Genomic DNA, 4,651 nt, shown 5'->3' with positions numbered 1-4,651 from the left:
ACCTGACCAGTTACCGGGCCTGTTGCAGCCGAAGGCGTTTCTGGAACTGCAGCGGGCTGAGCGCGGTGACCGCGCGGAAATGGCGGTGGAAGGCGGACGGGCTCATCCCGGCGAGGCGGGCGAGATCGGCGATGCGCAGCGGTTCCGCGTAGTGCGCACGAATCCAGCGGATCGCGCGGCTGACCTGAGCGAGTCCGCTGTCGGCAAGGCCCACCTGGCGGATCGTCGGGCCGTGCGGGCCGGTGAGCAGCCGCCAGTGGATCTCCCGTTCGAGCAGCGGCGCGAGGACCGGTGCGTCCGCCGGATGGTCAAGCAGCCGAAGCAGACGGACCGCCGCGTCCAGCAGGTCGGCGCTGGCCTCACTCGTCGCCAGCGCCGACACCGGCGCCGCTGCCGGCGAAGTCGTCGCCGTGACACGTTCCGCGCCTGGCGCGTGGAGCAGCAGTGGCGCAAGGACCGCGGGCCGCAGCACAACGCCCAGGGCGAGCGCGGGCGTACCCGCTGAGGCGTCCAGGAAATGGCCGGCCACGGGGACGTCGGCGGACACGACCAGGCACTGGCCGGTTCGGTACTCGTGCACCTCGTCGCCGAGCATCAGCCGCTTGCCGCCCTGGGCCATGACCACAAGCAGCGGCTCGGCCACCGAGTAGTCCGGTGCCACGCTCGTCACCCGGGACAGCAGCAGTCCGGGCACGGGGGTGCGCAGGTCCGGGCGGGCATGCCGGGCGATGAGCTCGCGCAGCTCCGCCAGCGCGGCGTCGGACCTCGGCGGGAACGGCTGCGGTCGCATCATCGTGACGGTGCCATCCCGCCACGTCCACTGGCAAGTCCGATCGGAGCATGGTCGAGAGGATCGGGCAAGAGGATGGATGGATTGGTCTACCGTCCGCCGGGCGGGGCGGGCTTCGATGGACGAGCACGGCAGACGCCAGCCACGATCCGGATGGAGCAGTCGACCATGGCTCTTGATCACTATGTCACCTTGGGACGATCGGGTCTTCGGGTGAGCCCGTTCGCGCTCGGTGCGATGACCTTCGGCGAGGATCCGGGTGGCGCCGGGTGCAGCGTCGAGGAGTCCGAACGCATCCTGAGCGCCTACCTGGAGCGCGGCGGGAACTTCGTCGACACCGCCAACTTCTACACGAACGGGCATTCCGAGCGGATACTCGGCGACTACTTCGCGGCCCGGCCCGGGCACCGCGACCGGGTGGTGCTCGCCTCGAAGTTCTTCACCAACATGTTTCCCGGCGACCCCAACGCAGGGGGCGCCGGACGCCGCGCGATCCTCGCGCAGCTACACGAGACGCTGCGCCGCCTGCGCACCGACCATCTCGACCTGTACTGGCTGCACAACTGGGATCGCAACACCCCGATCGAGGAGACGATGCGCACCCTCGACGATCTGGTCCGCGCCGGCAAGGTCCGCTACCTCGGCTTCTCGAACACTCCGGCATGGCTGACCGCCCAGGCCCAGACGACGGCCCTGCTGCGCGGATGGACGCCGTTGGTCGCGCTGCAGGTCGAGTACTCACTGCTGGCGCGCACCGTCGAGGGTGAGCTCGCACCGTTCGCCCGCGACCAGGGTCTGGCGCTCGTCCCGTGGAGCCCGCTGAAGAACGGTTTTCTCTCCGGCAAGTACCGCCGCGCCGCCACCTCCCCCGCGGCCCCCGACTTCCCCGCTGTGGGCATCGACTCGGCGCGCACCGCCTACGTCGGGCTGCCCACCCCCGCGCAGCGTCCGGTGATCGACGCCGTGGCGCAGGTCGCGGACGAGTGTGGCACGTCGTCCGCCGCGGTGGCGCTGGCCTGGTTGCGCGCCCGGACGGGGGCGGTCGTGCCGATCATCGGCGCCCGGCGCGTCGCGCAGCTCACCGACAACCTGGCCAGCCTCACCCTCACCCTGGACGCGGACCAGCTTCGCCGACTCGACGAGATCTCCGCCCCCGTCCTCGGCTACCCCGCCGCGATGCACGGTGCGCTGCGCGCGATGCTGCAGTTCGCCGGCACCACCGTGGACGGCGAACCGTCCACCGTCTACCCACCGCTGCTGGCGAACTCCGTCCGCTACTAGCGTGGTCCGTGATGGCCCGGCGCGCTCAGAAGCCGAGGTCGCGACCGATGATCTCTTTCATGATCTCGTTGGAGCCGGCCCAGATGCGGGTGACCCGGCCGTCCATCCATGCCTGGGCCGCGCGGTACTCGGTCATGTAGCCGTAGCCGCCGTGCAGCTGCACGCAGGAGTCGAGCACCTCGTTCTGCACCTGCGACGACCACCATTTCGCCTTGGCGGCGTCGACCGCGGACAGGGCGCCCTCGCTGTGCGCGGCGACGCAGGCGTCGATGAACGCCTGGGCGACGTCGAGTTGGGTGACCAGTTCGGCGAGCAGGAACTTGTTGTGCTGGAAGCTGCCGATCGGGGCGCCGAACGCGCGCCGCTCACGGGCGTAGGTGATGGTCTCGGCGAGGATCGCGTCGGCGTGGGCGAGGTTGGTGACCGCACAGCTGATCCGTTCCTGCGGGAGGCGTTCCATCATCGCCACGAAGCCGCGGTCGACCTCGCCGAGCACCGCGTCGGCGCCGACCCGAAGGTCGGTGAAGAACAGTTCGGCGGTGTCGGCCTCGTGCTGGCCGACCTTGTCGAGTTTGCGGCCGCGGGTGAAGCCCGCCATGCCCTCCTCGACGGCGAACAGGGTGATGCCACGGGCGGGCTTGGCGTCGGGGTTGGTCCGGGCTGCGATGATGACGAGTTCCGCCGAGGAACCGTTGGTGATGAACGTCTTCGACCCGTTGATGATCCAGTCGGGTCCGTCGCGCACCGCGGTGGTGCGCAGCGCTGCCAGGTCCGATCCGCCGGACGCCTCGGTCATCCCGATCGCGGTGACGATCTCGCCCGCGCAGAACCCGGGCAGCCAGCGTTCGCGCTGCTCCGGCGTGGTGAGTTCGACCAGATACGGCGCGACGATGTCGGTGTGCAGGCTGAACGAGGTGGCCACGCCCAGGCTCGCCTTCGCCAGCTCCTCGAGCCAGACGGCGTTGAACCGGTAGTCGCCGACGCCGCTGCCGCCAAGCTCCTCGGGGATGCCGACGCCGAGGAAGCCGGCCTCGCCGGCCTCCCGCCAGGCGGCGCGGTCGATGAGCCGCTGGGTGAGGTAGGTCGGCAGCCCCGGCTCGATGGTCCGCTCGACGAAGGCCCGCACGGACGCGCGGAACAGCTCATGGTCGGCGTCGAACAACGTCCGCTGCACCCGGACCTCCCCTGCGCACCAGCACTGTCACGCGGTGTAAGGGTACTGCTCGGGCGGCGGACTCGCTACGGTCGATCTGACGACGGCACGGCAGACGACAGCGCAGGAGGCAGTGACCCATGCGGTATCGCAAGCTCGCCCGGACCGGTGTCGAGGTCAGCACCCAGTGCCTGGGCGCGATGATGTTCGGCCCGATCGGCAACGACGACCAGGACGAGGCCGTCCGCATCATCCACCGGGCGCTCGACGCCGGGATCAACTTCATCGACACCGCCGACGTCTACTCCCAGGGCGTCAGCGAGGAAATCGTCGGCCGGGCCCTGCAGGGTCGCCGGGACGACGTCGTGCTCGCCACGAAGTTCTTCAACCCGATGGGAGACGAGCGCAACCGCCGCGGCGGCTCTCGGCGCTGGATCATCCGCGCCGTCGAGGACAGTCTGCGCCGCCTCGACACCGACCACATCGATCTCTACCAGATCCACCGGCACGACTGGGACGTCGATCTGGAGGAGAGCCTCGGCGCCCTGACCGACCTGGTGCGCGCCGGCAAGGTGCGTTACCTCGGATCGTCGACGTTCCCGGCGGACTGGATCGTCGAGGCGCAGTGGGCGGCACGGCGACGCGGCAGCGAACGGTTCGTCTGCGAGCAACCGCAGTACTCCATCTTCGCCCGCAGGATCGAGGAGGCGGTGCTGCCGGCGGCGCTGCGCCACGACGTGGGTGTGATCCCGTGGAGCCCGCTGGCCGGCGGCTGGTTGACCGGCAAGTACCGCCGCGGCCAGGACATCCCGGGCGGTTCGCGCTACGGCAAGGACGGCCCGTTCGCCCAGCGCCGGGCCGATGCCGACCTCAACGACGACCCGAGCACCCCCGTCCGCTATGACGCGGTGGAGTCGCTGGTCACCATCGCCGAGCAGGCCGGTCTTTCGCTGACCCACCTGGCGTTGGCGTTCGTCGACGCGCATCCGGCGATCACCGCGGCCATCATCGGTCCGAAGACGATGGCCCAGCTCGAGGACCTCCTCGGCGCCGCCGACGTCGTCCTGGACGCGATCGACAAGGTCGTCCCGCCGGGCACCGACATCAGCGGTGTGAACCACTTCGACCGCAGCCCCGCCCTCGACCCCGCCCGCCGCCGCCGCTGACCCATCCGTCCACCCGGCCCTGCTCCTGCCGCGTGTTGACATCCTCCCCGGCCTGAAGACCGGGGATTCCTACCCTCGCGGGCAGGTTTTCCTGTTTCACTGACAGACGCCTCCCCACTCTAGGAGCGGGGTGGTCTCGCTCCGTCTCCACAGGCGATCACGGCGAGCCCCGCCGCGAGAACATTCCGTGCCGCGTTCACATCCCGGTCGTGGACCACACCACACCGGCAGACCCATTCCCGGATGTTCAACGGCAGCTTT

5 protein-coding genes are annotated in these 4,651 nt (G+C 70.0%); 2 read left to right on the top strand and 3 right to left on the bottom strand.

Going from position 1 to position 4,651, the window contains the following annotated elements:
- Positions 1 to 10: 10 nt before the first annotated feature.
- Positions 11 to 793 carry an AraC family transcriptional regulator gene (locus tag G6R24_RS18450; RefSeq protein ID WP_225438707.1) on the bottom strand — a complete coding sequence of 261 codons (783 nt, stop codon included), beginning with the start codon at positions 791 to 793 and terminating at the stop codon, positions 11 to 13.
- A 210-nt stretch (positions 794 to 1,003) separates the two neighbouring features.
- Here G6R24_RS18450 and G6R24_RS18445 point away from each other — a divergent pair, with 210 nt between their 5' ends.
- Positions 1,004 to 2,071 (top strand): aldo/keto reductase, encoded by a 1,068-nt coding sequence (locus G6R24_RS18445; RefSeq protein WP_225438706.1) that lies wholly within the window; start codon positions 1,004 to 1,006, stop codon positions 2,069 to 2,071.
- 25 nt (positions 2,072 to 2,096) lie between these two features.
- Here the strand turns inward: G6R24_RS18445 and G6R24_RS18440 are convergent, their stop codons facing one another.
- Complete coding sequence (locus G6R24_RS18440) at positions 2,097 to 3,245, bottom strand: acyl-CoA dehydrogenase family protein (protein ID WP_163550454.1); 1,149 nt, start codon at positions 3,243 to 3,245, stop codon at positions 2,097 to 2,099.
- Between the two features lie 119 nt (positions 3,246 to 3,364).
- Between G6R24_RS18440 and G6R24_RS18435 the strand changes: the two genes are divergently transcribed.
- Positions 3,365 to 4,390 carry an aldo/keto reductase gene (locus G6R24_RS18435; RefSeq protein ID WP_163550453.1) on the top strand — a complete coding sequence of 342 codons (1,026 nt, stop codon included), beginning with the start codon at positions 3,365 to 3,367 and terminating at the stop codon, positions 4,388 to 4,390.
- Between the two features lie 119 nt (positions 4,391 to 4,509).
- On the opposite strand, the gene G6R24_RS18430 is transcribed toward G6R24_RS18435, so the two are convergent.
- The gene (locus G6R24_RS18430) at positions 4,510 to 4,641 is read right to left on the bottom strand and encodes a zinc ribbon domain-containing protein (protein ID WP_476727363.1); all 132 of its coding nucleotides are present in this window, start codon (positions 4,639 to 4,641) and stop codon (positions 4,510 to 4,512) included.
- Positions 4,642 to 4,651 lie beyond the last annotated feature (10 nt).

The organism is Candidatus Frankia nodulisporulans, from assembly GCF_902806475.1.
Classification (GTDB): domain Bacteria; phylum Actinomycetota; class Actinomycetes; order Frankiales; family Frankiaceae; genus Frankia; species Frankia umida.
The sequence above is the reverse complement of the archived record's forward strand: the minus strand, read 5'-3'. Positions and strand labels throughout refer to the sequence as shown.